Below are 25,588 nucleotides of genomic sequence, written 5' to 3'. Positions count from 1 at the left end.
CCCTGACCTTTTGCGATGCCGCACCCCACGGTTCATCGGTTCGCCATGGCCGGCGCGCTCCCGGCGCGGACCAGGATGTCCGTGCGGCGATTCTCCTCGCGGCCTTCGGCCTCGTTGTTGGACGCGACGGGCTCCAGGTCGGCCTTGCCGTCCGCGGACAGGCGGGCGGGGTCCGACATCAGCCTTGCGAGATGGTCGCGCACGGCCTCGGCCCGCGCCTTGGACAGGTGCCAGTTGGACGGAAAGCGGACGGTGCGGATCGGAACGTTGTCGGTGTGGCCGACCACCTGCACCAAGCCCGGCTCCCCCTCCAGCGCCTGTCCGATGCGGTCCAGCAGCGGGTAGGTCTGCTTCTCGACCGAGGCGCTGCCGGAGCGGAACATGGTGCCCGCGCGCATGCGGATCACCAGCCCGTCCGGTGTGTCGTGCAGGCTCACGAGCCCTTGCCGCACCTCGGGCTCCAGGAAGCCGCGGACCTGGGCGAAGGGGGGAGGGGGTGATGGAGCGGCGATCCTCGGCGACGGGCGCGGGGCGGGATCGGCCGGGCGCTCGGCCGGCGGCGCGGGAACGCTGGCCTGGGGCGTCAGCGTCGGACGGCTAAGCTGCGGGGGCGAGCGCGGCGGCAGCCGCACCAGTTCGGCCAGGGTCCGGTCGGTGCGGTCGTTGAGCGCAAAGGAAAAGCCGACATGCGCGGCAAGCAGCAGGGCGGCCGCACCCACCCCGATCACCCACAGGGGCACGCCTGTGGAGGTTGTGCGGTGGGGCATCGCGACCCCGCGCCAATGGATCGACAGGTCGCGCTCCCCGGTCCCGCGCAGTTCCGCGATGGAGCGGTAGACGGCGTCGCGGGTGCGCGCCAGCTCCGACTGGCCGCGCGGGGACAGGCGGTATTGCCCCTCGAACCCAAGGGCCAGGCACAGGTACAGCAGTTCCAGAAGGTCGCGGTTGGCCGCCGGCTGGCGCATCAGGGGCTCCAGCAGCCGGTAGAAGCGTTCGCCGCCGGTCACCTCGTTGTGGAAGCTGCTGACCATGCTGGCGGCGGCCCAGGGGCTGCGGTTGCCCCAGGGGGTGTTCAGCACGATGTCGTCGATGGTCGCGCAGAGCGCGTAATGCGCCGTCCGCACCGTCTCCCGCGGGGCTCCTTGCGCCGTCGCGCGTCCTTCGAAATCCCGGAGCGCGGCGACGGTCTGGGCCCGCACCTGTTCGATCGGCACCGACATGCTGGCCGTGCGCAGGCGGGAAACGAGGCCGAGAAGGGGCGCCGCCGCGGCGGCCAGCGGGTTGACGCCGGTGTGGGGCAGCGCAATGGCCTCACCGGTTGGCGACGCCACCGGAGCGCGGCCCTGTTCGGCGGCGGCGTGCAGCCGCCCTCGGAAGCCGCCGGGTGAGCCGCCGGGCGAGGCGGGCGGGGCCGCGTCCGGCTGTGGGCCGGCCAGCGGGGCCAGGGTGGGATCCGACGACGGAGGTGGAGGAGGGGGCGCGGGAGCCCCGGCACGGCGCGCCGATCCCCCGCCGGCGTTGAGGCCGACCGGGTTGAAGATCGTCTTGTCGGCGTCCTCGATGCCGAAGGGATCGTCTTCGTTCATCGCGCACTATCCTCTGATGGCCCACAGTTCCATGACGATCTGCGGGAAATCGCCGGAGAGGTGGATGGCCAGCCCCCCGGACGTGCCGAGCTGCTTCCACATCGCCCCGCCGCGGTCGAGCGCGAAGTAGACCGATCCGGCGTTGAAGGGGATTTGCCGCGGCGCCACGGGCAGTGGGTCCGTGCCGATGCCGGGCAGCGCGCTCATGACCAGGTCGCGGATCAGCTCCACCGGGCCGATCTTCACCTGTAGGGGGAAGTTGCGGCGCAGCTGCTCGGACGGCATGTCGGCCCGCACGGCCAGGACGAAGCTCGCCGCGTCGATCAGGCTGCGGTCGGGAATGGCGGCCACGCGGATGCCGTAGCGGCGGTCCTGCAACGGAATGGGGATGGCGGTCTGTTCCAGGACGGCGCTCAACAGCCGGCGCAGTTCCGCGACCACCGGCTGGAAGCTCATCTGGAGGTCGTCGTGACGGTAAGGCTCGAACTTCGGGGGGCGGCGGCTCCGGTCGTTGAAGGTGGCCAGTTCCCCGGCCATTTGCACGAAGAGGCTGTACAGGCTTTCCGGATGCAGCCGCGCCTGCGCGTCGTGGTGGGCCAGCAACGGGCCGTAGCGGTTGCACAGCTGCAGCATCAGGAAGTCGGCGACCTCCGCAGCTCCGCCCGCGCCAGCCTGCCCCAACCGGTTGGCCAGCACCTCCGCGCGCTGGGTGATCAGCCCGTGCATCTCGGCCAGGAAGCCGATCAGTTGGGGCGCCGCGGCGCAGACGAGGCTCGGCGGGATGTAGTGCCGGTCCAGCACGATGCCGCGGCCGGCCAGCACCTCCACGATGCGCGCGACGCCGACACAGGCGTAGCCGGAGCGGTCCTCGCTTCCCAGCATCAGGCGCAGGCGCAACTGGCCGACCTGGAGCTGTGCGATCGCGTTGGAACCGGCGACGGCGTCCGTCGCCTCGAACGGCGTAGCGGCGTAGCGGGTGACCGCCTGTTCGTGCGGCGGCAGGGCGACGTCGGCGCGCCCTGGAGAGCGCAGGGGCAGGGCGAGATACACGGTGCAATTGCGCACGGACTCCGCCGGCTCGATCGGCGTCGGCAGGGGCGCCTGTTCGGGCAGGTGGAACGGCGTTCCGTCGGGCAGAACGCCGCGGGCGCCGCGCAGCGCCAGCTTTCCGGTGCCCAGCAGATCGCGGTCGATGTCCAGCTCCGTGACGCCCCAGCCATAGGCGCACAGGGCCTTCGTCCGCGCGTCCACCAGCGTTTCGACGTAGCGGTCGAACTGCTGGAAGTGCTGGGCGCGCAGGAACATGCCCTCCGACCAGACGACCTTGTTGTCCCAGACCATGGGGCGGCGACCTTTCCGTTCCTTCGTGCCCGTGCGCGCGTCGGGATCAGCGCCGCTCGGACGTCCTGGTGTGCGTCAGATAGGCGCGTCCGAACGCCCGCCCGAAGGCCCCCAGAAGGTCCTCCTCAAGCCCGGCAAGGACGCGTTTGTAGTGGCGCTCGTAGTGGTCCCAGCACTGGGCCTTGCGCGCGCCGGGCAGCAGGTGGGTGATCCCGCCGCCGGACTCCGCCGCCCGCGCCACCGCTTCGGGGTCGAACTCCTTGACCAGCGCGGTGACCGCCTTCTGCACGGCGGCCATCATGGCCATCTCGTGCGCGCGCAGGTCGTCCAGCGCCTGCCGCATGGCGTCGTCCGGCGGCATGTATCCGCGGCCGGTGGGGCGCACCATGCGGGTCAGCGCCTCGTCCGGGTCGGGGACGAACTTCAGGGGATTGTTGTCCACCGCCTGGATCATCGTGTGATCGACGTTGAAGGTGGCCTTCACCGTGGCGCGGCTGCGCAACAGCTGCATGAGGCCCAGCACCCCCGTCCGGTAGACCATGGCGACCGTGCGGATCGTGGCGGCGCGCTCCGCCGGGCTCATGGGGCCGAGGTCCAGGCCCAGCCCGTCCAGGAAGGCCGTCCACAGCGGATCGCCCTCCGCGCCCGGCGCGCCCCCCGGCAGGGCCGGCGGAACCTGGCCGGGGATCGGGGGTGCCGGCCGGGGCGGTTCCACGGCGGGTGCGGCGGGCGGGGGTGGCCGCGCGGCGTCCTCGTCCATATCCCAATCCGGCGGAATGAAGGACGATGCGGACATCGCCGCGCCGGCGACGGGATCCGGCATGCGGAAGCTGCTGGTTTCCGGCGGGGCATGGTCGGGCTGGGACCAGCGGGGCGGGGGCTCCGCCACCGGGGCGCCGCCGCCGAAGGGAAGCGCGTCTTCGAAGGGATCCGGCTGCGGGGGTATGGCCGGCGGCTGTGCCGGGATGGCCGCGGGGATCGCCGTGATGCTGACCACGACGTCGTAGGTGCCGAGGCGCAGCAGGTCGCCATCCTGAAGCACCGCACTGTTGCGGTTGCCCAGGGGCTTCGACCCGTTGTTGATGTAGACCCCGTTGGTGCTGGTGTCGGTCAGGATCCAGTCGGGCCCGTCGCGTTCGACGATGCAATGGCATTTCGAGACATGGCGGTCCGGATCGGGGAGCACCCACGAGTTGCCGGGCTTGCGCCCGATCGTGAAGGGCAAGCCGTCCGGCTGCGCCGACGGGCATTCCATGTCGGCCGACTGTCGGCTGACGACCTGGAGCGTGAGGCGGGACAGCGTCATCGGGCGCCTCCTTCCCCGGCGCCGCTCAGGTCCTCGGCCATGCGGCCGTTGCCCCCCGCCGCGATGTCCAGGCCACTGTCCAGAAAGGCCGCCAGCCGTTGGTCTCCCCGTTCGGGCTGCCGGTTCACCGCCGCGAGGATCACCGCCGCGGCGACGGCCTTCCCCGCCAGCCCATCCGGGACCGGAACGTCGGGCGCGCCGGCGGGGGCCATGCTGCCGCCGGACCAGAAGGCCCCGACGGCGGCCCAGCTGGCCGCGTGCTGGAAGTCGGTCGCCTGGGCGCTGGCGTAGGCGGCGCGGCGGTTGGCGTCGCTGGGCTGGAACACCCACGCGCGGGCGGCCTCCAGGGCCGACAGGACCGGTTCGGGCGCGTCGGAGGGCAGGGTGGCCTTGATGCAGACGCAGGCCCACCAGACCGCCTCGCGCGGCGGCAGGGCGTGGGCCAGGACCCGCACCGCGTCGGCGCGCTGGCCGGCGCCGATCAGGGCCGCGAGATAGTCGGCCGGGGACAGCTCCGGGGCAAGCAGAAGCCGGGCCGCATCGTCAAGCGTGCAGAGATCCGCCACCTCACGGGCGTGTCGATGACGGATCTTCCTGAGGAGCGCGGCGGTCATCCCCATGCCTGTTCCTGCTCACTTTTTCTGCCCTGGCGATCGACAGGTAGCAGTATTCCCGAACGAAACCGGCGTTTCTATTGCCAGACGGTGTTAAGCCGCGGACGTGCCAGTAACTCGATAGTGCTGATTACCCCTTAGACGCACTTTGACGGGCCGATTATCGAAGACACAATTGGCGGTCATTTTGAATGTTTGTGAACGTATGGTTTATCAGTAAACAATGAGGCGAAATTTCTCAGTAAAGGCGCGGACGCGGCGGCACCGTGGATCGAACCTGATCCGGCCGTCCATTCGGATGAACTCTCCTGGGAGGAATCATGGACAGCGTTCACGACAAGCTTTCGCGCGTCCGCAAGCCGCGCGTTCACATCAGCTACCAGGTCGAGACGGAAGGGGCGGAGGTCGAGCGCGAACTGCCCTTCGTCATCGGCGTCATGGGCGACTTTTCCGGAAACCCGGCGCAGCCGCCCAAGCCGCTCAGCGAACGGCGCTTCTCCGAGATCGACCGCGACAGCTTCGACAAGGTCATGGCGGCGATGACGCCCGGCCTGAAGATGCGCGTGCCCAACACCCTGCGGGAAGACGGAAGCGAGGTGGCGGTCGAGCTGAACTTCCGCTCGATGGAGGATTTCGAACCGGCCCGCATCGTCGAACAGGTGCAGGCGCTGAAGGCGCTGCTGGAAACGCGCAACCGGCTGCGCGACCTGCTGTCGAAGGCCGACCGTTCGGAAAACCTGGAGGAGCTGCTCGACCACATCCTCCAGGACAGTGCCGAACTGCGCCGTCTGTCCGGCGAACTGGGCATGGGCGGCGGTGACCGACAGGCAGACGGAGAAGGAGACCGTCGATGACCGACCTGACCCAAGCCGGCGCGGAGCCCGGCGGCGCGCCCGTTCCCACGACCGCCCCCGCGATGCCCAGCCTGCTCGACCAGGCGATCCAGGCGACGCGGCAGACCGAGCCCGACCGGACGCAGGCGCTTCTGTCCACCCTGACGGAAGAGGCGCTGAAGGGCACCGTCGTCTACGACCGCAACCTGACGGTCACGCTGAACAAGGCCATCGACGCCATCGACGCCAAGATCTCGCAGCAGCTCGCCGCCATCATGCACCATCCGGACTTCCTGAAGCTGGAGGGAAGCTGGCGCGGCCTGAACCATCTGGTGAAGAACAGCGAGACGGGCACGTCGCTGAAAATCCGCGTGATGCACATCACCAAGCGCGAGCTGTTCAAGGATCTGGACCGCGCCGTCGAATTCGACCAGAGCACCACCTTCAAGAAGCTCTACGAGAACGAGTTCGGCATGTCCGGCGGGCAGCCCTACGGCGCGCTGATCGGCGACTACGAGTTCACCAACCATCCGGAGGACATCCAGCTTCTGTCCTCCATGTCCAACGTGGCGGCGGCGTCCTTCGCGCCCTTCGTGACGGCCGCAAGCCCGAAGCTGTTCGGGTTCGAGGATTACCGCGACCTCGCCAAGCCGCGCGACCTCGCCAAGATCTTCGACACGGTCGAATACGCGAAATGGAAGGCCTTCCGGGAATCGGAGGACTCGCGCTTCGTCGTGCTGACCATGCCGCGCGTGCTGGCGCGCCTGCCCTACGGCGCGGAGACTCGGCCGGTGGAGGAGTTCAAGTACGAGGAGGCGCCCGGCGACGCCGCGGGCCAGCCGCAGCCGATGGATCACGGCAACTATTGCTGGATGAACACGGCCTATGTGCTGGGGACCAAACTGACCGACGCCTTCGCCAAGACGGGCTTCTGCACCGCCATCCGCGGGGCGGAGAACGGCGGGCGGGTGGACGGGCTGCCCGTGCACCAGTTCGTGACCGACGAAGGCGACCGGGACATGAAGTGCCCGACCGAGATCGCCATCACCGACCGGCGCGAGGCGGAACTGTCCAAGCTGGGCTTCCTGCCGCTGTGCCACTACAAGAACACCGAATACGCCGTCTTCTTCGGTGGGCAGACCGCCCAGAAGCCCAGGCAGTACGACCGGCCGGAGGCGACCGCCAACGCCGCCATCTCCGCCCGGCTGCCCTACGTCATGGCGACCTCGCGCTTCGCCCATTACCTGAAGGTGATGGCGCGGGACAAGATCGGGTCCTTCATGGAGGCCAGCGACTGCGAGGACTGGCTGAACCGCTGGATCATGAACTACGTCAACGCCAACCCGGACTCCAGTCCCGAGATGCGGGCCAAATACCCGCTGCGCGACGCGCGGGTGGAAGTGAAGGAGATCCCCGGAAAGCCCGGCTCCTACAACGCGGTGGCGTGGCTGCGGCCGTGGTTGCAGATGGAGGAGCTGAACGCCTCCATGCGTCTGGTCGCCCGCGTGCCGAAACGGTCGTAGCGCATGGACGGTGCCTGCGGCGGCCTGGAGGCCGGCGACCGGGATCGCCTCCGCGCCGAGGTGGACCGGCTGATCGCGGCCATCGACCAGGCGCTGACGGAGCAGGTCAACGCCATCCTGCACCACCCGCGCTTCCAAAGGATGGAAGCCGGGTGGCGCAGCCTGCATCGGCTGGTGCAGGCTGCGGCGGAGGTGGAGGCCGCCAAGATCCGCGTCCTCCCCGTCTCCTGGACGGAGGTCTGCCGCGACCTGGAGCGGGCGGCCGACTTCGACCAGAGCGTGCTGTTCGCCCGCATTTATTCGGACGAGTTCGGCACGCCGGGTGGCGAGCCCTACGGTCTGCTGATCGCCGATTACGAGGTGCAGCACCGGCTCGGCCCCGGCCATGCCAGCGACGACGTGGCGGCGCTGGGCGGTCTGGCGGCCATCGCCGCGGCGGCCTTCGCGCCCATGGTGCTGGGCTGCGCGCCGGCCATGCTGGGGGTGGAGCGCTTCTCCGACCTGACCCCCACCACGGACCTGTCCTTCGTCTTCCAGGGGGCGGAGCACACGCGCTTCGCCCGGCTCCAGGCGCAGGAAGACGCGCGCTTCCTCGGCCTCGCCCTGCCGCGCGTGCTGGTGCGGGCGCCCTACGCCGACGATGGCACGCGCTGCGACGGTTTCCGATTCCGCGAACACACGGAGGCGCCGGCCGGGCGGGAGCTGCTGTGGGGCAACGCGGCCTTCGCCTTCGGGGCGGTCGTGCTGCGCGCCTTCGCCAACCATGGCTGGCTCGCGGACATCCGCGGGGCTCGGCTGGACGAACTGGCCGGCGGGCTGGTCACCCACCTGCCGCGCGCCGACTTCGCGACGGACCGCTGGGGCGTGGCGGTGCGGGCGCCGCTGGAGATCGGGCTGACGGAGCGGCAGGAACGGGCGCTCAGCGAACAGGGGCTGCTGCCGCTGGTGCGGGCGCGCGAGACGCCCTATTGCGTGTTCAACAGCTGCCAGTCTGTGCAGCAGCCGGCCGCCCACACGACGGATGCGGCGGGGGCGAACGCCCGGCTTTCGGCCCTGCTGTCGGCGATGCTCTGCGTCAGCCGCTTCGCCCATTACATCAAGGTGCTGGCGCGGGACCGCGTCGGCAGCGTCTCCACCCCGGAACAGTGCCAGGCGTGGATCGAGGACTGGCTGCGCACTTACATCATGGGCAACGACGACGCGTCGGTGGAGATGAAGGCGCGCTACCCGCTGCGCGACGGGCGCGTCCAGGTCGTCGAGCCGCCAGGCCGCCCCGGCCATTTCGAATGCATCATCCACCTGCAACCGCATTTCCAGTTCGAACAGGCGGTGGCGAGCTTCCGCCTGACCACCCGCGTCGCTGCGCGGGCCGGGTCGTGAGAGGAGCGGATCCTGATGGAGGCGTCATGAGCATCGTCGACCGTGGGCTGCTGCCCTCCCTGCTCGACCGGCTTCTGGAACCGGCGCCCAAGCCCGGCCTTCCCGACCCCAAGGCGCGCGGGCAGAGCATCCGCGAATTGCGCGCCAGCCTCAGCCGCGACCTGGAAGCCCTGCTGAACGCGCGCCGCCGCTGCCTCGGCTGGCCGCCGGAGTTCGAGGAGCTGGAATCCTCGCTGCTGGCCTACGGCCTGCCGGACATGGGCGGCACCGACCTGGCGGTCGCGGAGGCGCAGGAAGCCTTCTGCCGCGCCATGGAGCAGACCATCCGGCTGATGGAGCCGCGCTACGTCTCGGTGCGGGTGGAACTGCTGTCGAAGACCGACCCGCTGGATCCGACCCTGCGATTCCGCATCAACGCGCTGGTGTATGCGGAGCCGACGCCGGAGCCGCTGGTGCTCGACTCCGTGTTCGACCCCGCCACGCGCCGGCACCAGATCGGCCGGAACCAGGCCGGCCGGAACCAGACCGGGAAAGGCGCATGAGCGACGACCTGATCGCCTATTACAACCAGGAACTCGTCCATCTGCGGCGTTCCGCGGCGGAATTCGCCCAGGCGCATCCCGTCCAGGCCGGCCGGCTGCGCCTGACCGGCGACGCGGTGGAAGACCCGCACGTCGCCCGTCTGATGGAGGCCTTCGCCTACCTCGCTGCACGGGTCCGCCTGAAGCTGGACGACGACTTCCCGCAGCTGACCGAGGCGCTGTTGGGCGTGCTCTACCCGCACTACCTGGCACCGCTCCCCTCGGCCGCCGTGGTGCGCTTCGCCAGCGTGCCGGACCTGACCGAGCCCGCCGTCCTGCCGGCCGGCAGCGCGCTGAACAGCGAGGCGGTGGAGGGCGAGGTCTGCGCCTTCCGCACCTGCTACCCGGTGACGTTGTGGCCGGTGGCGCTGGAATCCGCGGTGCTTGCCGGCCGGCCGATCGCGGCCCCGGAGAACCCCCGGGCGCGCGGGGCGGCGTCGGTGCTGCGGCTGACCTTCCGCACGCTGATGCCGGAGATGCCCTTCTCGTCCCTGGTGCCCGACAGCCTGCGCCTGTTCCTGCGCGGCGCGCCGGAGCGGGTGTTTCCGCTGTACGACCTGCTGGCCGGCCATGTCCTCTCCGTCGCCGTGGCGGAGGATGCGGGCGACCCGGCGCCGGTCATCCTGGGTCCGGAGGCGGTGCGCCCCGTGGGCTTCGAACCGGAGGAGGCCATGCTGCCGGCCGACCCGCGCACGGTGCCCGGCTATCGCCTGCTGACCAAGTATTTCGCCTATCCGGAAAGCTTCCAGTTCTTCGACCTGGCCGGGCTGGCCGAGCGCGCGCGGCGGGCGAAGGGGACCACGCTGTCGGTCTTCCTCTATCTGGACAAGGCGCGGCCGGAGCTGGAACGGGCGGTCAGCGTGGAGAACTTCGCGCTCGGCTGCACGCCGGTGATCAACCTGTTCACCCAGAAGGCGGAGCCGATCCCGCTGACCCACCGGCAGACCGAATACCGCGTCGTGCCCGACGCGCGCCGGCCGAGGGGGATGGAGGTCTACGGCATCGACCGCGTCACCGCCGCCGCCCCGGACGGCAAGCGCACGGAGTTCCTGCCCTTCTACGGGACCCGCCATGCCGGTGCGTCCGATGGGCGCTTCTGGCATGCGGCGCGCCGTGCGGCCGGGCCGGCGAATCCCGGCAGCGAGCTGTACGTGTCGCTGGTGGACCTGGGTTTCGACCCCGCGGCACCGGCCGGGCACGTGCTGTCGCTGGACCTGACCTGCCTGAACCGCGATCTGCCGGCCAAGCTGCCCTTCGGCGGCGGGCATCCGTACCTGACGCCCGTCCAGGGCATGGCCGCGGTGGACAGCATCGAATGCCTGACACCGCCGTCCCGCACCCTGCGCCCGTCGGACCTGGGGCAGAACCGCTGGCGGCTGATCTCGCACCTCAGCCTCAATCACCTGTCGCTGACGGGCGAGGGGGCGGCGGAGCATCTGCGGGAGATCCTGGCGCTGTACGACCTGCGCCGCACGCCGGAGACCGCCGCCATCATCGACGGCATCGTGGGGCTCGGCGCCCGACCCGCCGCGGCGCGGGCGCCGCAGGGGGGCGTGCTGGCGCTGTGCCGGGGCGTGGACCTGTCGCTGGACCTGGACCCGGCGCGCTATTCGGGGACGTCCATGCTGCTGTTCGCGGCGGTGCTGGAACGGTTCCTCGCGCTGCACGCGGCGATCAACAGCTTCACGCGCCTGACCCTGCGCGCGAAGGATCATGGGGGAGTGCTGAAGCAATGGCCGGCGCGCGCGGGCGAGCGGATTCTCCTGTAACCGACGAACTGGCGGCGGAGCCCTGGCGCTTCGATTTCGTCCAGGCCGTGCGCCTCTTGGAAGCGGCGGCGCGCGCCGCCGGGTACGACCGCCAGCCCGTGGGCGGCAACCACCCGCGCGGGGAGGACGCGGTCCGCTTCCGCAGCCTCGACACCATGGCCTACCCCGCCGCAGAGGTGCCGCGCGTGGACCTGCGCGGAGACGGCGCGGACATGGCCGTGCCCGTTATGGCCGTGTCGGTGCTGGGCCTGACCGGACCGCTCGGCGTCCTGCCACAGCACTACACGGCCTTCGTCCACGAATGCCGGCGCTCGCACAACCCGGCGCTGGCCGACTTCCTGGACATCTTCCACCACCGGATCCTGTCGCTGTTCGCGCGCGCCGCCGGCAAGTACCACCTCGGCCTGTCGGTGGAGCGCGCCGCCACGGCGGAGGAGCCCGACCCGATCACCGCCGTCCTGCAAGCCCTGGCCGGCGTGCAGGGCATGGCGCCTCCGCTGGCGCCGACCCTGGTGCATTACGCCGGCCACCTGTCGCAACGCCGCGCCTCCGCCGCCGCCCTGGAAGCGATGCTGTCCGGCGACCTCGGCCTTCCCGTGCGGATCGAGCAGTTCCAGGGCGCGTGGCTGGCTTTGCCGGAGGCGGAGCAGTCCCGCTTGGGCGGGGCCTTCTGCACTCTGGGCGTGGACGCGATGGCCGGCGAACGCGCCTGGGACGTGCAGAGCCGCTTCCGCGTGGTGATCGGGCCGGTGTCGTACCAGGATTTCGACCCGCTGCTGCCCGGCGGCACGCGGCTGGAGCGCGTGGCGGCGCTGACGCGCTTCCAGGTGGGCGAGGCGCTGGACTTCGACGTGCAGTTGGTGCTGAAGCGCGAGGAGGTGCCGGAATGCCGGCTGGCGGAAGCCGGCGCCTTTCAGCCACGCCTGGGGTGGAACACGTGGCTGAAGGGCGGGGAGTTCGAAGTGGATGCGGGGGATGCGGTTGTGATGGAAAAAGATACTGCGATGGAGAACAGCAATGGTGTGGGATGACCTAAAGAAAAAGAAGGAGATCGCTCAGGCCGTTTGGGCCAAGGGAGGTGGTGATGCGCTTGTTAAGGTTGTTCCACGCGGATCGCCGTTCTTTGGAACGGTAGCTGGTTACGTCACGACAATAAAGTACGTCGTGGGCCGGACTCCGGGTGAGGTCGAGAAAATCGTTGGATTTGCACAGGATTCAAAATTAAAGGATGGTATGGACATTTACGAAATTGTCGGATTGCCGAATCTCCATCAGTTCGATATAAGAGGGTATTCCCAATGCCCAGCGGGAATATCGACGGATGTTATGGAGCCGGATCCGATGTATCCGCCAGGCCTGGGCGCTCCTCAATGGGAGCTAAAACGTGAAACCCCCATGCGGGCGCGTCACATAGCAACGGTGCTCCCAGGGCAAGTGTTTTCCTACCCCTATTCCAAGCTTCCACGACGCTCGTTGTTGTCGAATGGCTGAGTTTGCAAACGCTAGAAGCTATCAAAGTAAATGGGTTATCAGTAGGCGAGATGCAGATAGTGAGAGTTGTAGTTCTATCTGCATTTTCCTTGTTTTGACGACTTTTTGTGAGCGTCAATCCACTCGTGCACCAAGGCATCGTGCTGATTTGCCCATGAAAGGCCTTTGTCACAGATTTCAACCCCGTTCTTGCAGTTGTCCAAGGCATCCTTAACCATCATGAAATCTAGAAATTGTGTTGATATGATTTTGTTTGCTAAAGATTTTAAATCGAGGTATTTACTGAACAAAAGGACACTGATGCAGCCCGGCAATCCAACGTCAAATATGGCGCGAATTTTTCTAAGCCGATCTGCCGTCTCGTGAAGCGATTGCTCGGATTTCATTAGAGATTCGTAATGTAGATAGCTCAATGGAAATGATTTCATATCTCCATCTTTTTTTGACAAAGACGTTCCATTAATCTTAATCATCAATGTGTCAGAATAGAGAATGTCCGCAAGGGCTGCTGCTGTAGCGATGTCGTCACTATGAATCAGAACTGATTGTTCTTGCTTCCATTTTGAGATGCGTTGGTGTACAGGGATGATTAATTTGTTGATTCCTCCCGCTGCGGCTTTGGTGCCTTCTTTTAAGATAAGTTTTTTTGCTTCATCACGGGGGCTTAGAATAATTTTCTGTATGTCCTCTGTCATTTTGGACAACGCCGGTATCATTCTTGAATCCTCTTCCTGGAGCTTTTTCTATTCGCCGGCACCAGTGCGGCAATGCTCTGACCTCAAAACGGATCACAATCCGCTTTAAGCACTTTGGACATCACCGTACTGATGCAAGCACGCCTATGGCCGCTCATCCCGACTTCGTCGTCGCGATATCGTAGGAACTGACAATCGGCGCCTGCGGCTTGTGACCGGCGTCGTAGGGCGTGTACTTCAATTCGATTTTTGAGAAGTTCAGGCTGATCGTCTCGCTCGGCCGGCCGCTGCCGTTCGCCGACACGCTGTAGCCGCTGACCAGGGCGTTCTCCAGCGTGTAAGTCATAAAGGTGTCGCCGGGATCGCCGGTGGTGACGAGGTCGATCTGCACCTTCTTGCCGACCTTGCCGGCCACCGCCTCCTTGAAGAACTTGGGCGAGGACTTGTCGAGTTCGCGGGTCAGGGTGACTTCGCTGATGGAGGGTTCCGACGCCTCGCGGTTGGCCGCCCGGCCGCTGGGCGTGCTGATGGCCCGGCCGACGCCGAACTGCATGGATCCGACGTCCACCCAGTTCTTGTGGGACTCATGCGTCGCATCGCCCTCGATGCCGTCGATCTTCACGTAGATGGCCATCGGACTCCTCCCGGAGGATTGAAGCGGAATTAGTGGATCTCGAAGGAAAAGCGGCCCTGCGGGTCGAGGGTGACCTGGGCCGCGGCGACCGGCTCGTCGCGCGCCAGCCGCTCCAGAAGGAGGGCGGACAGGTCGGGGAGCAGGCCGCGGGTCAGGATATGCTCGATGTTGCGGGCGCCGCTGTGAACCTCGCCACACCGCGCCGCAATCGCCTCCACCACCTCGGGGCCATAGCGGAAGTCGGCGCGGTAGGCATCAAACAGGCGTCGGGAAATCCGGTTCAGGTTCAACTCGACGATGCGGGTCAGGATGTCGGGCGCCAGCGGCAGGTAGGGCACCAGCGTCACGCGGCCGAGAAAGGCCGGCTTGAAGTGGCGCAGCAGCTCCGGTTGCAGGGCCTCGGGCAGGGTGTCCGGCGCCGGCAGGCCGGTGGGGGAGGTCGAGAGCCGTGTCAGCGTGTCCGTGCCGGCGTTGGAGGTCATGATGATGAGGGTGTTCTTGAAGTCGATGTCGCGCCCCTCGCCGTCGCGCAGCATGCCCTTGTCGAACACCTGGAAGAAGATGTCCTGCACGCCGGGGTGGGCCTTCTCCATCTCGTCCAGCAGGATGACGGAGTAGGGGCGGCGGCGCACCGCCTCGGTCAGCACGCCGCCCTCGCCATAGCCGACGTAGCCGGGGGGCGAGCCCAGGAGCATGGAGACCTTATGCTCCTCCTTGAACTCCGACATGTTGATGACGGTCAGGTTCTGCTCCCCGCCGTACAGCGCCTCGGCCAACGCCAGGGCGGTCTCGGTCTTGCCGACGCCGCTGGTGCCGACCATCAGGAACACGCCGATGGGCTTGCGTGGGTCGGTCAGCCGGGCGCGGGCGGTGCGCACGGCCTGGGCGATGGCTTCCAGCGCGTGGTCCTGGCCGATCACGCGCTCCGACAGGCGGTCGCGCAAGGACAGCACGGCGTCGATCTCGCTGGTCACCATGCGGCCGACCGGGATGCCGGTCCAGGTGGCGACCACGTCGGCCACCGCCGTCCCATCCACGAAGACATGGACCAGCGGCTGCTCGCCCTGCGCCTCGGCCAGCTCGTCGAGCGTGCGGGCAAGCGCGGCCTTGTCCTCCGCCGCCCGGGGGGAATCGGGTTCGGCGGCCTCGATCGCTTCGCGCAGGCGCTTGATCTCCGCGGCAAGCTCCAGCTCCCGCGTCCAGCGCGCCTCGACGGCGGCGAGCGCCGCGATGGCGGCCTCCCGGCGCTCCGTCAACTCGGCGATGGCCGCGGCATGGTCGGTGCCCAGCGCGGCTTCGCGGTCGAGCACCGCGATGCGGTTGGCGAGCGCGTCGATGGTCCGGCGCTGGTCCTCCACCGCCGCCGGGGTGGCCGACTGGCTCATGCCGACGCGGGCGCAGGCGGTGTCGAGCAGGCTGACCGCCTTGTCCGGCAGCTGCCGCCCGGCGATGTAGCGGTGGGACAGGCGCACGGCCTCCACCACCGCCTCGTCCAGGATGCGCACGCCGTGGTGCTTTTCCAGCGTCGTCACGAGGCCGTGCATCATCGACAGGGCGGCGGCCTCGTCCGGCTCCTCCACCTTCACAACTTGGAAGCGGCGGGACAGGGCCGGGTCGCGCTCGAAGTATTTCTTGTATTCGGCCCAAGTGGTGGCGGCGATGGTGCGCAACTCGCCGCGCGCCAGCGCGGGCTTCAGCAGGTTGGCGGCGTCGTTCTGCCCGGCTTGTCCGCCGGCCCCGATCAGGGTGTGCGCCTCGTCGATGAACAGGATGATCGGCTGGGGCGACGCCTTCACCTCGTCGATGACGGAGCGCAGGCGGTTCTCGAACTCCCCGCGCACGCTGGCGCCGGCCTGAAGCAGGCCGAGGTCGAGCGTCTTCACCGCGACCTCGCGGAGCGCCGGCGGCACGTCGCCGGCGGCGACGCGCGCGGCGAATCCCTCCACCACGGCGGTCTTGCCGACGCCGGCCTCGCCGGTGAGGATCGGGTTGTTCTGGCGGCGGCGGGTCAGCACGTCGACGATGGCGCGGATTTCCGCGTCGCGGCCCAGCACCGGGTCGATCTTGCCGGCGCGGGCGCGCTCCGTCAGGTCGATGGTGAAACGCGCCAGCGCGCCGCCGGCCGCGGCAGGAGCGTCCTCCGCCTTGGGAGAGGTGCCGGCCGCCGGGGCCTGCCGGGCCTCGCGGGAGTTCCTGGCGATGCCGTGCCAGTCGGCGGCCAGCGCCTCCGCGGATAACTTCGCGAGGGGGCCGAGCGCCGCGCGCGTCGCCTGGGCCAGCGTCTCGTCGCTCAGCAGGGCCAGCAGCAGATGACCGGAGCGGACGCGCGGCGCCTCGCCGTTCCCCTCGCCATCCAGGGAAGCCAGCAGCCATCCTTCCCGCGCCAGGGTGACCAGATAGGGGGACAGCACCGGCGTGCGCGTGTTGCCGGCGCGCATGCCGTCCAGGCTGCGGGTCAGGCTGTCCTGGACGCGGCCGATGTCGATGGCGTGGTGGTGGGCGATGGCGTGCAGGTCGGTGTCGGGCTGGTCGAGCAGGCGGAGCAGCCAGTGCTCGATCTCCACCGCCTGGTTGCCCCGCGACAGCGCGAAACCCGGCGCCGCCTCCAGGGCCGTCCGGCACGGCTCGTTCAGCTTTGCGAGGAGCGACGACAGGTTCACCGACACCATCGATCCGGTCTCCTGATCAAGCCCTGTTGTTCGGCTATACTTGCCGGGCGAGCAAATGTTTCAAAGCAACCACGGGCGTTTCAAAGGCCATTCTTGTGTATAGGCGATGGGAGTAGCCGGGTGACCTCTGTTCGGGCCACTTCCCCCGCAGGATGCGGCGATTTCGGGTGTGCCCCCGGCCGGCGCTCGGTCGGCACTCAGTTGGCACTCAGTTGATGGTCACCAAGCCGCCCTTGATGGCGACCATGGCGTCGCCCTTCACCTGGTTCATGGGGGCCTTCACCTCGGTCATCGCCTGGCCTTCGATGCGCACCATCAGGCCGCGGATGGTGACCCCGGTCTGGTCCAGCCGGATCGAGCTTTGGCCGACCTTCAGCTCGATGGACTGCATGGCCTCGCACTCGCTCTTTCCCAGCGCGACCTTGGTGGTCTGGTTGCCCTGCTGGATGGTCAGGGCGTCGTTCCCCATCTCGATGGTGACCGTCCGGTTGCCCTCCTTGATCGTCTCGGTCTGGTTCTTGCCGACCTCCAGCGTGTCGTCCTTCTCCACCACCCGCTGGAAGTCCTTCTGGGCGTGGAAATAGACCTGCTCGCTCCCCTTGCGGTCCTCGAAGCGCAGTTCGTTGAAGTCGGCCGGGCCGCCGCCCTTGCTGCTGCGCGTCTTGACGCCGCTCTGCGTCTTGTTGTCGGGCAGGGCGTAGGGCACGGGGTTGTCGCCGTTGTAGACGCTGCCGACGATCAGCGGCCGGTCGGGATCGCCGTCCAGGAAATCCACCACCACCTCGGTCCCGATGCGCGGGATGAACTGGTGTCCCCAGCCGCGCCCCGCCGACAGCTGCGCCACGCGGACCCAGCAGGAGCTGTTCTCGTTGCGCTTGCCCAGCCGGTCCCAGTGGAACTGCACGCGCACGCGGCCGTGCTTGTCGCAGTCGATCTCCTCGCCGGCGTTGCCGACGACGATGGCCGTCTGGGGGCCGCGCATCACCGGGCGCGGCGTGACGCGTGGCGGGCGGTAGGCGACGTCGGCCGGGATGGCGTCGAAGGCGTTCTGGTAATCTGCCTGCCCGCCGCCGGTCGACCGCAGCTTCGGGTCGGTGGCCGCGTGCCGGACCCCGGTGACGACGTAGGCGCGCCCGTTCTCCGCCGCCACGGCGTGGTTGTTCAGGGTGAAGCGCCCGCCGGGCGTCATGTGGCGCGCGCTGCCGGCGCCGGAGACCTGAAGGAAGGGCGCCTCGATCTCCTCCATCCGCATCTTGGCGCGCGCCGTGCCGGCGCCGAGGTCGGCGTAGCCGCCGGGATACTCGAACCGCTCCTGCGGCGCGCCGCGCATCGACGGCAGCATGGTGTTGCTGGACGCCGTCAGGTCGGTGCGCGGGGTTTCGAAGTTGAAGTCGCGCTGCACCATCCGGTCGGGGCGGAAGCGGTAGCCGCCGACCCACTGCGTGATGCCGCCCCAGCCTTGCCCTTCCCGCGCCATGTCGATCCGGCTCTCGGGAAGATCCTTGTAGGCGGACGTGCCGTCGGCCATGACGAGGACGTGACGGTCGGCCTCGTGCCGGAACACGTAGAAGATGCCCTCCTCCTCGGCCAGCCGAGAGATGAAGGCGAAGTCGCTCTCGTCATACTGCACGCAGTAGTCGCGCTTCGCGTCGGCCCCCTTGATGCCCGACAGGTCGAACTGCACGGCGGGGGAGGCGGCGCGGTGATCCTCCAGAACGGTGCGGATGATGTCGCGCACGCTCTGCTTCTGGAAGATGCGGCAGTCGGTGGTCTGGGTCAGAAGCCACAGCCAGGGCACGACCTCCAGCCGGTAGGAGCGCTGGCCATCCTCGATGGGGGCGCCGACATCGAAGCCCTGCACGATTCCGTGAAAGCGGCGCGGGGTTCCGGCGGGGGCCGACACGGTCCAGGACACCGGCGTGCCGATCAGCTCCTCCGGCTTGATCGTCATGCGCGGGCTGACGACGTCCAGCGTGAAGCGGAACAGCGAGGACATGGCCTCCTCGCCGGAAAAGGCGGTGAGCAGCGTCGCTCCTCTGCCGAGCACGGTGTCCAGCGTCAGCAGGCGGTTGGTGGATGCGACGGCGATGGCGGCGCTCGGGTCCATGGCAACGCTCCCGGCTGGGCTTCCGAGGGTCGGGCAGACCGGAAAGACTGCCGAAGCACTCCACCGAACGCAATGCGGGCGCGGTCCGTCGTGGTCGTTTTTTTCAGACTAATCCGCATGTTATTTTCGGTACCTACATTTTGATGGCGAGTAATCGGCGCTGCTGGACTGAAATGCTCATGCATCAAATGGATGTCGGCATGGATACTTCTTTCGATACGGCCGCGCTTGACCTTGAAGCCATTCTAGCCCCGATCTCCGCCGAGGCGCCCACGGGGCCGGACTTGCGCCTGGACTACGCGGACGGCGCTCCCTACCGGCAGTTGAAGGACGCGCGGCAGGCCGCGCGCGCGGCGGAGCGGCGGCAGGAGGCCGAAAGCGACGCCTCCGCCATACCATCCGAATGGCGGACCATCGCCGATCTCGCCCCGTCCGTCCTGGCCACGCAGAGCAAGGATCTGGAAGTCGCGGCATGGCTGGCCGAGGCGTTGCTGCGCACGCGCGGCATGGCGGGCCTGGCCGACGGCTTTGCGGTCCTGCGCGGGCTGGTGGAGCGCTTCTGGCCCGACCTTCACCCGCATCCGGACGAGGACGGCGTCGAAACCACCGTCGCACCGCTGGCCGGACTGAACGGACGGGACGGGAACGGAACGCTGCTTCAACCGCTCAGCCGGGTGCCGCTGACCTTCGGTGCGGATGGCGGTTCCTACGCGCTGTGGCAGGTGGAGCAGGCGGCCGGGCTCGACCTGCTGGGCGATGACGACCGGCGGGAGCGCCGCATCGCCGCCGGGACCGTGCCCATGGACGTGATCGAAGCCAGCGCACGGACGACGCCACCCGCCGCCTTCGTCAGGCTGGCCTCGAACATCGACCGTTGCCTTCGGGAGTTCCAGGGGCTGGAAGCGGCGCTCGACGCGCGGCTCGGCGTGGACGGTCCGCCGACGCGGGCCATCCGCGACACGCTGGAGCAGATGCGCCGGACGTTGACCGGCTTCGCCGGAAGCGCGCTGGACCCCGCCGCAGCGGCTTCACCCCAGGGCGATGCGGGCTCGTCGGTCGGGCCGGCGGCGTCCGCGATGGCGGCGTTTGCCGGGTCGGTGAACGCCGCCGCCCCGCCCTGGGCCGGATCATCCCAGCCCATGACGATCGAGGGGTTCGCCTCGCGCGAGGACGCATTGCGGACGCTGGAAGCGGTCGCCCGGTATTTCCGCGAGGCGGAGCCGCACTCGCCCGTCTCCTACACCCTGACCGAACTGGTGCGACGCGCCCGGCTGCCTTTCGTCGAACTTCTGGCCGAGTTGCTGCCGGACGAGGACGCGCGGCGCGGGCTGTTGACGGCCGCCGGCATCGACAAGCGGCTTGCCGAGTCCAGAGAGGATTAGATGCGGTGCTGTTCGAACGGCCGGATGTCCGTCCAAAGCGAGGTATCGGCACTCCGGTTGCGAAAGACGCGACCGGTACAAAGCCGTTCCCCGGGGCGTGCTCCGAGGCCTACAATTTTTACCCGTGACCGGAGAGCCCGAAGGCGTCAGGGCAGGGAGACGAGGCCATGAGAAAGGAACCGTTTCTCCAGCGCATTCCCCTGCCGGAACCGCCGGAGGGCAAGCCGTCCGAGGATGAAGGCACGGTGGTGCAGCCGATCTCCATCGGACCGGAGTCCGAAGGGCCGCTTTCCAAGGGACCAAACTCCGAAGGGCCGATTTCGGAAGGACTGCCGTCCCTGCGCTCGACATCCTCCGGATTCCGGCCACTGCCACGCGCGGCGGAGCCGGTCCAGGTCGGCGACGTGCTCAAGGAACGGTTCGTCCTGGAACAGGTCCTGGGGGCCGGGGGCATGGGCAAGGTCTTCCTGGCGCTCGACCTGCGCAAGCAGGAAGCGTCCGACCGCAACCCCTACGTCGCCATCAAGGTGCTGAAGGAGAGCCTGCGCGAACATCCCAGCAGCATCATCGCCCTGCAGCGCGAGGCGCGCAAAGCGCAGGAGCTTTCGCATCCCAACATCATCAAGGTCTACGACTTCGACCGGGACGGCGACCGCTTCTTCATCACGATGGAATACCTGACGGGCAAGTCGCTGGACCGCATCATCCGCGCCGAAGGCTTCACCTCCATGCCGCCGACCGAGGCCGGGCGGATCATCAACGCGGTGGGGGAGGCGCTGGCCTTCGCCCATGGCAACGGTTTCGTCCATTGGGACCTGAAGCCGGGCAACATCTTCATCACCGACACCGGCCGCGTGAAGGTTATCGACTTCGGCCTTGCCCGCGCGATCAAGCAGCCGACGGCGGGCGACGAGGACGCTACGGCCTTCGACGTGGGCAGCCTGGGCGCCATGACCCCCGCCTACGCCAGCCCGGAAATGATCGAGACGCAAACGCCCGATCCGCGCGGGGACATCTACTCGCTCGCCTGCATCACCTACGAGCTGCTCGCCGGGCACCACCCCTTCGGCCGGATGCCGGCCACCCACGCGCGTGACACGCGCATGAAGCTTGCGCGCATCCGGGGCCTGGGGAAGGCGCAGATGCGGGCGCTGCAAAACGCGCTGGAATTCGACGCCGCCAGAAGGACGCCCTCGGTCGAGGTCTTCCTGCGTGACATGAGGCTGGGACGCGGAAGCGCCGCGCCGAAGTTCGGCCTTGCCGCGAAGGTGGGGCTGGCCGGCACCGCGGCGGCCGCCCTGACGGTGGGCGGCCTGTGGTGGACGGGCTGGCTTGCGCCGGATCTCCCGGCATCGGCGCCGGAAAAGTCCGCTGCGCGGCCGGCGGAAACCGCCGCGGACATGGCGCCGCGGACGCCGAAGGCGGCACCGCCCCCCACATCGACAGCAACGCCCACGCCGACACCGCCGCCGACACTGCCGCCGACATCCACCCCGACATCCACGACCACTCAAACGGCGCGGCTGGCGCCTCCTCCTCCGGTGGATGCGAAGCCTCCGGCCAAGCCGCCCGAGCCGGAACGGCCGAAGGCGTTGGACGTTCCCCGTCCGCCACAGCCCGATCCGCCCGTGCCGAAACCGGCGGTGCTGACGGTGCCGCCCCGTCCGGTCGAACCGCGTCCGATCGAGCCCCCGGGCGTGGAGGATGTCCGTGCACTCATGGGCGGATGGTGCAGCGAGGTCATGAAGCTGACCCTGGCGCCGGCGGAATGGACGCTGTCGTTGCCCAGCGGCTCCAACGTTCCGATGCGGGTCAGCCGGTATGAGTCGGCCGACGGCATGCTTCTCGTCGAGCTGACGGGTGCGGACGGGCGGCGGACTTTTTGGGAGTTCGGCGAATTTTCCGGCAACAACGGCACCATGGTGCAACTGCGCGCCCGTTCGGACGGAGATCCGGACTGGCGCGAATACAACCGGCCCTTCCGGCGCTGCTGACGGTCCAAGGCCCTTTATCCGCGGGAGAACGGTGATGAGCGACGGGGAAACGATCGACGATCACGCGCCGACCCGGACGTTCTGGTTCCACACGGCGGCGATCAGCCACGCCGGAACCGTCCGGTCGGTCAACGAGGACGCGTGCCTGGACCGCTCGAACGTCGGGCTGTGGGCGGTCGCCGACGGCATGGGCGGGCACGAGGCGGGCGATTACGCCAGCCGGACGGTGGTGGAGGCGTTGAACCGCTGCATCGACCCGGCCATGGGCGCGCCGGCCGGGCGGGAGATTCGCGCGGCCCTGGACGGGTGCAACGCCGCGCTGCTGGATCACGCCGGGCGCCTCGGCAGCGCCGTGGTGGGCAGCACGGTGGTCGTGCTGACCATCACCGGGCGCCGGTTCTCCTGCGCCTGGGCGGGCGACAGTCGGCTGTACCGCGCCCGCAGCGGCGCCTTCGTCCAGGTGACCCGCGACCACAGCTACGTCCAGCAGCTGATCGACAGCGGCGTGCTCGACCCGTCGGAGGCCGAAGGGCACGCCAAGTCGAACGTCATCACCCGCGCCGTCGGCGCCACGGACGCGCTGGTCCTCGACACGGTGGAGGGCGACGTGAACCACGGCGACCTCTTCCTTCTGTGCAGCGACGGCCTGACCAAAACGCTCGCCGACGCCGACATATCCGGTGTGCTCGACGCCGCGGGCCGCAGCGCGGACGGCGTTGCGGAAGCGGCGGCACGGCTGCTCGATGCCGCGCTGGCGCGCGGGGCGCGGGACAACGTCACGCTGGTGCTGGTCCTGTGCGAAGCCGTGGCCGGCCCGTTGCGGACCCCGCCACCGGCCGAGGATCCGCAGAAGGGCGATCCGCATGACGGCGATCCGACGCTCACATCCTGAAACGAGACGACACCGAACGGTTCCCTAGGGGGGAGAAACCTTCATGTTAAGCCGGGCGCGCTTTGGTCTGTCGGCGTTTGTCCTCGTGGTGGTTCTCGTGTTTTCGGGTTTGGTGGAACAGGCCATGGCCGCGGAGCGGCGCGTGGCGCTGGTGATTGGCAACGGCCGCTATGACAACGGCGGCTCCGTACCGGGTGCTGCAACCAGCGCGCGGACCGTGACCGATGCCCTGCGCAAGGCCGGCTTCGAGGTGGTGACCCAGTACGACCTCAACCACCGCAACCTCACGCGTGCGCTGTCCCGTTTCCAGGAGGATCTGGCGCGTGCGGATCTCGGCGCCTTCTACTATGCGGGCATGGTGCTCAGCCTCAACGACAAGAGCTTCATCATTCCCAGCGACGCCCGCCTCAACATGGAGGTGGACGCCATGCTCGAGACCATCGAGCTGGATTCGGTGCTGGAGCAGATCCAGAACGCCAGTTACCGCTCCATCGTGGCGTTCGATCCGATCGTGCCCAACCCGATGGTGGACCGCCTCGCGACCAGCATGGGTGCGAACGGCCGTTCGGCCAGCCCGCTTCTGGCCACGACCACGCCGCGCGACCGCATGATCATCGCCTTCGGCCAGCGGCCGGGATCGTCCCCGGTGCCGACCAAGGCGAACGGCGCCAGCGCCTTCGCCGCCGCGCTTGCCGAGGAAATCGTCAAGCCGGGCGTTCCGGTGAAGCGTGCGCTCCAGGCGGCGGACCAGACGCTCGCCGGCCTGTCCGGGGGCGCCCAGCGCCTCTGGTTCGAAGACCGGCTGGACGGTGACCTGGTGCTGGTGCCGGCCGCGCCGCCGCCCGCCGCCCCAGCACCCACTGCCCAGGCACCCACTCCCCCACCGGCCACCACGCCGTCGGCCGTGATCATCGAACCATTCAAGGGGGACTTCTACACGACGCGCAAAACGGCGCTTTTCAAGGACCCGGACGCCAAGTCGCCCCGTGTCCGAACCCTCGACAAGGCGGCCCCGGTGTCCGTCACGGCCAAGGTCAAAGTCGGCAAGGCGGAGTGGATGCGCATCGAGGAGGGGGGGAGGACCGGCTATGTCCAATCCGCCCTCCTCACCAAGGATGCGCCGGCCGAACCGCCGCCGAAGGAGGAGGCGAAGGCGCCGCAAAAGCGCCTGAACGAGGGCGACGTCTATGTCACCAAGGACACGACCGCCATGCGGGACCGTCCGGAGAAGGGGGCCCGCAGCCTGCGCACCCTGGAACGCGGCGCACCTGTGACCGTTGCCGTTCCGGTGCCTGAGGGCGATTGGGTGAAGGTCCGCGACGTGTTCTGGAACGACGGCTACGTCCCACTCGCCAGCCTTTCCGAAGTGCCCAGGCAGGAGGCCAAACAGGACGTGGCGAAAGGGCCGCCTCCTTCCTCCGGTTCGACCGGCACGCCGCCGGACGAGCCCTTGGGATCGTCGGGTTCGGGCTCGCCGGCGGAGTCGAAGGCGGGCGACCCGTTCGCCACCCTTCCGCCGCCCATCCGGTCCGCGGTGGCCAGCGCGCGTGAGGCGACCCAGCAAGCTACGGCCAAGCGCAACGCCGGCCGCACCGCGGCGGAGCAGGCGCGGAGCGCGCAGAAGCGGGCGCAGGCCGCGGCGCAGGACGGGCGCAGCATCAATTCCAAGTTCCCCAACGGCGATTCGTACCGGGGCCAGGGCGACGGGCCGACGAAGACCGGCTTCGGAGTCTACCGGTACGGCAACGGCGGCGCCTATGAAGGCGAATGGAAGAACGATGCCATGACGGGGGCGGGCGTCTACAGCTTCCCCAGCGGCGAGCGGTTCGAAGGTACCTTCGCGAACGGCAGTCCGCAGGGGGCGGGCACCTACCACTTTCCCAACGGCGACGTCTTCACCGGCGAAATCCGCAACGGTCGTCCGAACGGGGCGGGAGAAGTGCTGTTCGGCAACGGCGACCGCTACCTCGGCACCATAGCCGACATGCAGCCGGAAGGAATGGGCACCATGACCTTCCGTTCCGGCGACCAGTTCGTCGGCACCTTCAGAAACGGGCTGCAGAATGGTCCCGGCGTGCGCATCGCCAAAGGCGGATCGGGCGAGGATTTGGTCATCCCCGGCGTTTGGCAGGGCAGCGTGATCGTCCAGAAATGACGTTGGTGCAAATCTCGGTGCGTTGACGGACTGCGCCCGAGAAAGTTGGTATTCAGGCGACCTTGCGGGAGACCGGCATCCCGAGGCTTGCCATGATGTTGAGGACTTTGCAGCCGGCGACGGCCTCGGCCTTCTGCGCTGGCAGAGTCCGAGCGTGCAGGCTGCGCCCGATCAGGGTCTTGTAGCGCAACATCGCCACCTCGCCCAAGGAGCGGCGTCCGCAGCCGACCGCCCGCTGCCAGCTGAGCCGTCCGCATTGCGCGAACCTCTGGATGTGGCGGTCACGTTGCGTGGGAGCGCTCTCGGGATGACCACGGTCACCGGCCCGTCCGTCCTGGCCAGCGCTGACGAGCCCAGCAGGCCCTCGGTCTGCCGCCACGGCCGGCCCAACGCCAAGCGCATCATCAGCCCGGTCTCAATGGCGATGTCGGAGTAGCGGGAAGGCCGGCCCCGCCGTCCCGTGGCGGGCGGCGTCCAGGCGGCGATCGCCTCCGGCGACACCCAGATCGTCAGGTCGCCGCGCCGGCGCAGCGCCGCGTCGTAGGCTGCCCAGTTCTCCACACGCTAGCGCGCCTTCGGGATCTTGTGACGGCGGGGCTCGTTGGCCTTGTACGGCATCGGACTCTCGGCTTCAGC

The 25,588-nt window shown here is 68.5% G+C and carries 19 protein-coding genes and 1 pseudogene; 11 read left to right on the top strand and 9 right to left on the bottom strand.

From position 1 onward, the window contains the following. Nucleotides 1-32 precede the first annotated feature (32 nt). From icmH to J2851_RS14860, 4 genes are read right to left on the bottom strand one after another with little or no spacing between them, the layout of a single operon-like run. A complete protein-coding gene (icmH, locus tag J2851_RS14875; RefSeq protein WP_209767108.1) occupies nt 33-1,586 on the bottom strand; it encodes a type IVB secretion system protein IcmH/DotU in 1,554 nt (517 codons plus the stop codon). 6 nt (nt 1,587-1,592) lie between these two features. Continuing rightward, nucleotides 1,593-2,927, bottom strand: a complete 1,335-nt coding sequence (tssK, locus tag J2851_RS14870) for a type VI secretion system baseplate subunit TssK (protein WP_209767106.1) — start codon at nt 2,925-2,927, stop codon at nt 1,593-1,595. Between the two features lie 46 nt (nt 2,928-2,973). After that, a complete protein-coding gene (gene tagH, locus J2851_RS14865; RefSeq protein WP_209767104.1) occupies nt 2,974-4,233 on the bottom strand; it encodes a type VI secretion system-associated FHA domain protein TagH in 1,260 nt (419 codons plus the stop codon). Continuing rightward, on the bottom strand, nt 4,230-4,847 hold the full coding sequence (locus J2851_RS14860; RefSeq protein ID WP_209767103.1) for a DUF6931 family protein: 618 nt from the start codon (nt 4,845-4,847) through the stop codon (nt 4,230-4,232). Before J2851_RS14860 ends, tagH begins: the two co-directional genes overlap by 4 nt. 320 nt (nt 4,848-5,167) lie before the next feature. Here J2851_RS14860 and tssB point away from each other — a divergent pair, with 320 nt between their 5' ends. Genes tssB through J2851_RS14825 form a run of 7 tightly spaced genes read left to right on the top strand, consistent with a single transcriptional unit; the run spans nt 5,168 to nt 12,424 of the window. Next, nucleotides 5,168-5,701 carry a type VI secretion system contractile sheath small subunit gene (tssB, locus tag J2851_RS14855; RefSeq protein WP_209767101.1) on the top strand — a complete coding sequence of 178 codons (534 nt, stop codon included), beginning with the start codon at nt 5,168-5,170 and terminating at the stop codon, nt 5,699-5,701. Continuing rightward, nucleotides 5,698-7,203 (top strand): type VI secretion system contractile sheath large subunit, encoded by a 1,506-nt coding sequence (gene tssC / locus J2851_RS14850; protein ID WP_209767099.1) that lies wholly within the window; start codon nt 5,698-5,700, stop codon nt 7,201-7,203. The genes tssB and tssC (J2851_RS14850) overlap by 4 nt, the downstream gene beginning before the upstream one ends. 3 nt (nt 7,204-7,206) lie before the next feature. Then, nucleotides 7,207-8,583, top strand: coding sequence for a type VI secretion system contractile sheath large subunit (gene tssC, locus J2851_RS14845; protein ID WP_209767097.1), 1,377 nt, complete (start codon nt 7,207-7,209; stop codon nt 8,581-8,583). Between the two features lie 26 nt (nt 8,584-8,609). Continuing rightward, nucleotides 8,610-9,125, top strand: a complete 516-nt coding sequence (gene tssE, locus J2851_RS14840) for a type VI secretion system baseplate subunit TssE (protein WP_209767095.1) — start codon at nt 8,610-8,612, stop codon at nt 9,123-9,125. Beyond that, nucleotides 9,122-10,933: a type VI secretion system baseplate subunit TssF gene (tssF, locus tag J2851_RS14835; protein WP_209767094.1), complete on the top strand. Its 1,812-nt coding sequence runs from the start codon at nt 9,122-9,124 to the stop codon at nt 10,931-10,933. The genes tssE and tssF overlap by 4 nt, the downstream gene beginning before the upstream one ends. Next, on the top strand, nt 10,897-11,964 hold the full coding sequence (gene tssG, locus J2851_RS14830) for a type VI secretion system baseplate subunit TssG (protein WP_209767092.1): 1,068 nt from the start codon (nt 10,897-10,899) through the stop codon (nt 11,962-11,964). Before tssF ends, tssG begins: the two co-directional genes overlap by 37 nt. Continuing rightward, complete coding sequence (locus J2851_RS14825; protein WP_209767090.1) at nt 11,951-12,424, top strand: hypothetical protein; 474 nt, start codon at nt 11,951-11,953, stop codon at nt 12,422-12,424. Before tssG ends, J2851_RS14825 begins: the two co-directional genes overlap by 14 nt. 74 nt (nt 12,425-12,498) lie before the next feature. On the opposite strand, the gene J2851_RS14820 is transcribed toward J2851_RS14825, so the two are convergent. The 4 genes from J2851_RS14820 to J2851_RS14805 form a co-directional block, all read right to left on the bottom strand. After that, a complete protein-coding gene (locus J2851_RS14820) occupies nt 12,499-13,140 on the bottom strand; it encodes a hypothetical protein (protein ID WP_209767089.1) in 642 nt (213 codons plus the stop codon). A gap of 133 nt (nt 13,141-13,273) precedes the next feature. Further along, complete coding sequence (locus J2851_RS14815) at nt 13,274-13,753, bottom strand: Hcp family type VI secretion system effector (protein ID WP_201043555.1); 480 nt, start codon at nt 13,751-13,753, stop codon at nt 13,274-13,276. Nucleotides 13,754-13,782: 29 nt separating this feature from the next. Next, nucleotides 13,783-16,422, bottom strand: a complete 2,640-nt coding sequence (tssH, locus tag J2851_RS14810) for a type VI secretion system ATPase TssH (protein ID WP_209767088.1) — start codon at nt 16,420-16,422, stop codon at nt 13,783-13,785. A 208-nt stretch (nt 16,423-16,630) separates the two neighbouring features. Next, nucleotides 16,631-18,529, bottom strand: coding sequence for a type VI secretion system Vgr family protein (locus J2851_RS14805; RefSeq protein WP_209767086.1), 1,899 nt, complete (start codon nt 18,527-18,529; stop codon nt 16,631-16,633). Nucleotides 18,530-18,729: 200 nt separating this feature from the next. Here J2851_RS14805 and tssA point away from each other — a divergent pair, with 200 nt between their 5' ends. The 4 genes from tssA (at nt 18,730) to J2851_RS14785 (ending at nt 24,952) form a co-directional block, all read left to right on the top strand. Next, the gene (tssA, locus tag J2851_RS14800; RefSeq protein WP_209767084.1) at nt 18,730-19,911 is read left to right on the top strand and encodes a type VI secretion system protein TssA; all 1,182 of its coding nucleotides are present in this window, start codon (nt 18,730-18,732) and stop codon (nt 19,909-19,911) included. 167 nt (nt 19,912-20,078) lie between these two features. Further along, the gene (locus J2851_RS36325) at nt 20,079-21,905 is read left to right on the top strand and encodes a serine/threonine-protein kinase (protein WP_209767082.1); all 1,827 of its coding nucleotides are present in this window, start codon (nt 20,079-20,081) and stop codon (nt 21,903-21,905) included. A gap of 34 nt (nt 21,906-21,939) precedes the next feature. Beyond that, entirely contained in the window at nt 21,940-22,797 is an 858-nt protein-coding gene (locus J2851_RS14790; protein ID WP_209767081.1) for a PP2C family protein-serine/threonine phosphatase, read from the top strand. Nucleotides 22,798-22,894: 97 nt separating this feature from the next. After that, complete coding sequence (locus tag J2851_RS14785; RefSeq protein WP_209767079.1) at nt 22,895-24,952, top strand: caspase family protein; 2,058 nt, start codon at nt 22,895-22,897, stop codon at nt 24,950-24,952. Nucleotides 24,953-25,004: 52 nt separating this feature from the next. Here the strand turns inward: J2851_RS14785 and J2851_RS14780 are convergent. After that, nucleotides 25,005-25,513, bottom strand: a pseudogene (locus J2851_RS14780) (transposase). Nucleotides 25,514-25,588 lie beyond the last annotated feature (75 nt).

It is taken from the genome of Azospirillum rugosum, assembly GCF_017876155.1.
Classification (GTDB): domain Bacteria; phylum Pseudomonadota; class Alphaproteobacteria; order Azospirillales; family Azospirillaceae; genus Azospirillum; species Azospirillum rugosum.
The sequence above is the reverse complement of the archived record's forward strand: the minus strand, read 5'-3'. Positions and strand labels throughout refer to the sequence as shown.

Excerpts from the sequence above, each read along its gene's own strand:
- icmH (WP_209767108.1), bottom strand. The coding sequence starts at position 1,586 with ATGAACGAAGACGATCCCTTCGGCATCGAGGACGCCGACAAGACGATC.
- tssK (WP_209767106.1), bottom strand. The coding sequence starts at position 2,927 with ATGGTCTGGGACAACAAGGTCGTCTGGTCGGAGGGCATGTTCCTGCGC.
- tagH (WP_209767104.1), bottom strand. The coding sequence starts at position 4,233 with ATGACGCTGTCCCGCCTCACGCTCCAGGTCGTCAGCCGACAGTCGGCC.
- J2851_RS14860 (WP_209767103.1), bottom strand. The coding sequence starts at position 4,847 with ATGACCGCCGCGCTCCTCAGGAAGATCCGTCATCGACACGCCCGTGAG.
- tssB (WP_209767101.1), top strand. The coding sequence starts at position 5,168 with ATGGACAGCGTTCACGACAAGCTTTCGCGCGTCCGCAAGCCGCGCGTT.
- tssC (WP_209767099.1), top strand. The coding sequence starts at position 5,698 with ATGACCGACCTGACCCAAGCCGGCGCGGAGCCCGGCGGCGCGCCCGTT.
- tssC (WP_209767097.1), top strand. The coding sequence starts at position 7,207 with ATGGACGGTGCCTGCGGCGGCCTGGAGGCCGGCGACCGGGATCGCCTC.
- tssE (WP_209767095.1), top strand. The coding sequence starts at position 8,610 with ATGAGCATCGTCGACCGTGGGCTGCTGCCCTCCCTGCTCGACCGGCTT.
- tssF (WP_209767094.1), top strand. The coding sequence starts at position 9,122 with ATGAGCGACGACCTGATCGCCTATTACAACCAGGAACTCGTCCATCTG.
- tssG (WP_209767092.1), top strand. The coding sequence starts at position 10,897 with ATGGCCGGCGCGCGCGGGCGAGCGGATTCTCCTGTAACCGACGAACTG.
- J2851_RS14825 (WP_209767090.1), top strand. The coding sequence starts at position 11,951 with ATGGTGTGGGATGACCTAAAGAAAAAGAAGGAGATCGCTCAGGCCGTT.
- J2851_RS14820 (WP_209767089.1), bottom strand. The coding sequence starts at position 13,140 with ATGATACCGGCGTTGTCCAAAATGACAGAGGACATACAGAAAATTATT.
- J2851_RS14815 (WP_201043555.1), bottom strand. The coding sequence starts at position 13,753 with ATGGCCATCTACGTGAAGATCGACGGCATCGAGGGCGATGCGACGCAT.
- tssH (WP_209767088.1), bottom strand. The coding sequence starts at position 16,422 with ATGGTGTCGGTGAACCTGTCGTCGCTCCTCGCAAAGCTGAACGAGCCG.
- J2851_RS14805 (WP_209767086.1), bottom strand. The coding sequence starts at position 18,529 with ATGGACCCGAGCGCCGCCATCGCCGTCGCATCCACCAACCGCCTGCTG.
- tssA (WP_209767084.1), top strand. The coding sequence starts at position 18,730 with ATGGATACTTCTTTCGATACGGCCGCGCTTGACCTTGAAGCCATTCTA.
- J2851_RS36325 (WP_209767082.1), top strand. The coding sequence starts at position 20,079 with ATGAGAAAGGAACCGTTTCTCCAGCGCATTCCCCTGCCGGAACCGCCG.
- J2851_RS14790 (WP_209767081.1), top strand. The coding sequence starts at position 21,940 with ATGAGCGACGGGGAAACGATCGACGATCACGCGCCGACCCGGACGTTC.